This window comes from Desulfobacteraceae bacterium, assembly GCA_022340425.1.
Taxonomy (GTDB): domain Bacteria; phylum Desulfobacterota; class Desulfobacteria; order Desulfobacterales; family JAABRJ01; genus JAABRJ01.
In genome coordinates, this window is the sequence record JAJDNY010000093.1 from 1 (window position 1) to 3,852 (window position 3,852).

Here is a 3,852-nt window from a genome sequence, read left to right on the forward strand (position 1 = left end):
TGTCAAGGATTCGCCATGCCCAAGCACACCCACGATTTTGTGGAGACCTACGACGGTTTTGTCGGTTTCGGCTTCGACCGCCCCACCGACGAGAGCACCGTGGTCTTCTACCTCCAGAAATTTTCCGATGACGCCTTCATCCAGACCCTGGTCAAGCGCATGAGCGACGCCGAATTGGAGGACCTTTTCTCCCTGCTGACGCGCCTGATGAAAACCCACCTCAGCGAGCCGGAGTACCACGACCTGTTTCTCAAGGATGCGGATCCCGACGCCTGAGGGCCCCCTCCCTCGACGCCTCCGGGGGCCTCAGCCCAGCGGCGCGGCCTCCGGCAGCCCGGCCTTGTAAAAACGCCCGGCGCCGCTCAGCCGGTAGGCCCCGGCGGCCGCCGGGATCAACGCCGACTGCCCCCGGCGCAGCGCCACCTCCCCCGCCCCGGCCGGGTCCCCCAGGCGCCCCTCGCCTTCCACGCACAGCAGGATTTCGACGCTGCGGCGGGCGGGGGCGCTGTAGGTCTGTTTATCGTCGACGGTGAGCACCGCCAGCTGGAACTCCTCGGCGCGGCTGGCGTAGCGCCCTTCGCAGGGCCCCGCCGGCACGGGGCGCAGGACCTCGATCTTGCGCTCGGCGAAGGTCAACACCCGCAGCAGTTCCGGCAGATCCACGTGCTTGGGGGTCAACCCGCCGCGCAGGACATTGTCGGAGTTGGCCATCAGCTCAATGCCGACCCCCTCCAGGTAGGCGTGCAGCTCTCCGGCCGGCAGAAAAAGGGCCTCGCCGGGGGCCAGCCGCACGAGGTTGAGCATCAGCGGGGCCAGCACGCCGGCGTCCCCCGGGTATTCCCCTTGCAGGCGCCGCACCCAGTCGAACGCCGGGTCTCGATCGGCCAGAGCGGCCGCCTGCCCCGCGGCGGTGGCCACCAAGGGCCGGCGCCGGGCGGCGGGCAGGGTCATCAGCCAGACAAAAAAGCGTCTCAGCCCGTCGCCGGCATCCCTGCGCGCCAGCTCCTGCAGCGCTCCGGCGGCCTGGGGCGGCAGCACCTGCGATAGACGCGCCAGGATCTCTCTCGGGGCGCGAAACCCGCTCAGGGCCCAAAACGATGTGAGTGCGCAGATGCACTCCGGCTTGTGGTTGGCGTCCCGATAGTTGCGCTGGGGGGCGTCCAGGGGGATCTTCAGCCGGTTTTCGCGGGCGAACCCTTCCCGGGCCTGGGCCCGGCTGGGATGGGCCTGGATCGAGAGGGGGCGCTCGGCCGCCAGGACCTTCAACAGATAGGGCAGCTCCCCGTGGAAGCGCGCCGCCGCAGCCCCCAGAATACCTTCGGGGTCCGCGGCGATCAACTCGGTGAGCGGCACCCAGCGCCCGTGGACGCGCACCCGCGAGGGCGCCTTGGGGTGGGCGCCGATCCACAGCTCGGCCTGGGGTTCGGCGGCCGGCGACGGCTCACCGCACAGTTCGGCAATGGCCGTCCGGGAGCCCCAGGCGTAGGGCTGAATCGTGTTTTGCATGCGCGCGATGGCCTTCATGGCAAACCTCCTGGCAAGCGGCTGCCGCCGTCCGCGGGGGGAGCGCCCGCGGCGGGGCCGGATTTTGGCGCGGGCGGGTTGACAACCGGGTTATTGCGCCCATTTTTAGGCCGGCCCGAAAGGTGGCCCAAGGCCTCGCAACCGCCCAGATTTCAACCCAAAAACCTTAAAGGAGACCGAATGCAAACCCAGCGTGAAACCCGCCAGTTTCAGACCGAAATCCAGCAGCTGATGAAGCTGATCATCAACTCTCTTTACGCCAATCGCGAAATCTTTCTGCGCGAGTTGATCTCCAACGCATCGGATGCCATCGACAAGCTGCGCTTCAGGTCGCAGACCGAACCCGGGCTGCTGGACGACGGCGCGGAGTTCCAGATCCGGCTGACCCCCGACCCGGCCGCGCGCACCTTGGAGATCGCCGACAACGGCATCGGCATGACCTATGAGGAGGTCCTGGAAAACATCGGCACCATCGCCAAGAGCGGCAGCGCCGATTTCATGGCGGCCCTTGCCGCCGCCAAATCCGCGGAAAGCGTTTCACCCGAACTGATCGGCCAGTTCGGGGTGGGCTTTTACAGCGCCTTCATCGTGGCCGAAAAGGTCACCCTGGTGACCCGCGCGGCCGGCGCCCAAACCGCCGTGTGCTGGGAGTCCAGCGGCGACGGCAGCTACACGGTGGAGCCCGCGACCCGCGAGGGCCGCGGCACCACCGTCACCCTCAAGCTCAAGCAACTGGAGGCCGAGGCCCCGGATTTCACCGACCCCTGGACCCTGCGCCGGATCGTCAAGGAGCACTCCGATTTCGTCGGCTACCCCATCGTGATGGCGGTGGAAACCGAGGAGCCGCTGCCCGAGGGCGAGATCCTCCGCGACCAGGCCGGCAAGCCCCTGGGGCCCACCACCCGCAAGGTCTTCAAGGACGAAACCCTCAACTCCATGAAGGCCATCTGGACCCGCAACCGCCAGGATGTCAGCGACGAGGAGTACAAGGAGTTCTACACCCATCTGAGCCACGACTGGAACCCGCCGCTCACCCACCTGCACCTGCGCATGGAGGGCCGCACCGAATTCAGCGCGCTGCTCTACATCCCCTCCAAGGCCCCGCTGGATTTTTTCCAGGCGGACTTCCGCCACGGCGTCCGGCTTTACTGCAAACGGGTCTTTATCATGGACGACTGCCGTGAACTGATCCCCGAATACTTCCGCTTTGTCAAGGGTGTGGTGGACGCGCCGGACCTCAACCTCAACATCAGCCGCGAAATTCTGCAGCAGGACGCCCTGGTGGCCCACATCCGGCGCAATCTCGTCAAAAAGCTCTTCGATCACCTGACCCAGATGGACCCCGAGACCTACAAGACCTTCTACGAGGCCTTCGGGCCGGTGCTCAAGCTGGGCATCCACAGCGACCCGGCCAACCGCGATCGTCTGGCCGAGCTGGCGCGCTTTAAAACCACCCGCTCCGCCGACCGTCTGGTGTCTCTCAAAGAGTACGTCGCGGGCATGCTACCGGATCAGAAGCAGATCTACTACATCACCGGCGACAATCTCAAGACCCTGACCGACAGCCCCCATCTGGAGAGGCTGCGGGACGAGAACATCGAAGTTCTGCTGATGACCGACCCGGTGGACGAGTGGGTGGTCCAGGCTCTGGGCGAATACGACGGCAAGCCGCTGCAGAGCGCCGAGAAGGGCGATCTGGAGCTGGCGGCCGGCGGCGAGACCCGGGAAGAGGCTTTCCAGGGCCTTTTCGGGTTCATCCGCACCCAGTTGCAGGACCGGGTCAAGGCCGTCAAGCCCTCCTCGCACCTCAAGGATTCGGTCGCCTGTCTTTCCGGCGAAAACTCCGACATGAGCGCCTACATGGAAAAAATCCTGCGGGCGGCCGGGCAAAGCCCCCCGGAGGTCAAGCGCGTGCTGGAGCTCAATATGGACCATCCGCTGCTGGCCGGGATCAAGGCGCTCTACGAGGCCGAGCCCGAGTCTCCGGTCCTCAGGGACTACAGCGCACTCTTGCTGGACCTGGCCCTGATCGCCGAGGGCGGCAAGCCCGCAAACCCCGCCCACTTCAACCGTCTGGTGGGCGAGCTGATGGCCGAGAGCCTGAAGTGAGGGCTGCAGTGCGCGAACCCCGAACGGAGACAGCTGCCGGCAGCCAACTAGTCCGTGACATTCCCCGAGGAGTGTGGTAAGTGGGCGGCTCAACTTCGAAAAAATCGACGCCCCAAGCGAGAAGAACCGGTAAAAATAAGAAATCAGACAGTTTTGTAAAAAGCCCAAGTTCAAGGCGCGCAAATCTCGAGGAGCGAGGCGTACTACTGTACGTCGCAG

Annotated in this window: 3 protein-coding genes; 2 read left to right on the forward strand and 1 reads right to left on the reverse strand. The window is 65.6% G+C overall.

From position 1 onward, the window contains the following. A partial coding sequence (locus LJE63_08505; GenBank protein ID MCG6906652.1) for a hypothetical protein occupies positions 1-276 on the forward strand: 276 nt, incomplete at its 5' end. 30 nt (positions 277-306) lie between these two features. Here the strand turns inward: LJE63_08505 and manA are convergent. Then, complete coding sequence (gene manA / locus LJE63_08510; GenBank protein ID MCG6906653.1) at positions 307-1,524, reverse strand: mannose-6-phosphate isomerase, class I; 1,218 nt, start codon at positions 1,522-1,524, stop codon at positions 307-309. 180 nt (positions 1,525-1,704) lie between these two features. Between manA and htpG the strand changes: the two genes are divergently transcribed. Then, the gene (gene htpG / locus LJE63_08515; GenBank protein MCG6906654.1) at positions 1,705-3,633 is read left to right on the forward strand and encodes a molecular chaperone HtpG; all 1,929 of its coding nucleotides are present in this window, start codon (positions 1,705-1,707) and stop codon (positions 3,631-3,633) included. Positions 3,634-3,852: the final 219 nt, after the last annotated feature.

Bases quoted from the DNA above. Each gene is read 5' to 3' on its own strand.
- htpG (MCG6906654.1), top strand. From the start codon at position 1,705: ATGCAAACCCAGCGTGAAACCCGCCAGTTTCAGACCGAAATCCAGCAG.
- manA (MCG6906653.1), bottom strand. From the start codon at position 1,524: ATGAAGGCCATCGCGCGCATGCAAAACACGATTCAGCCCTACGCCTGG.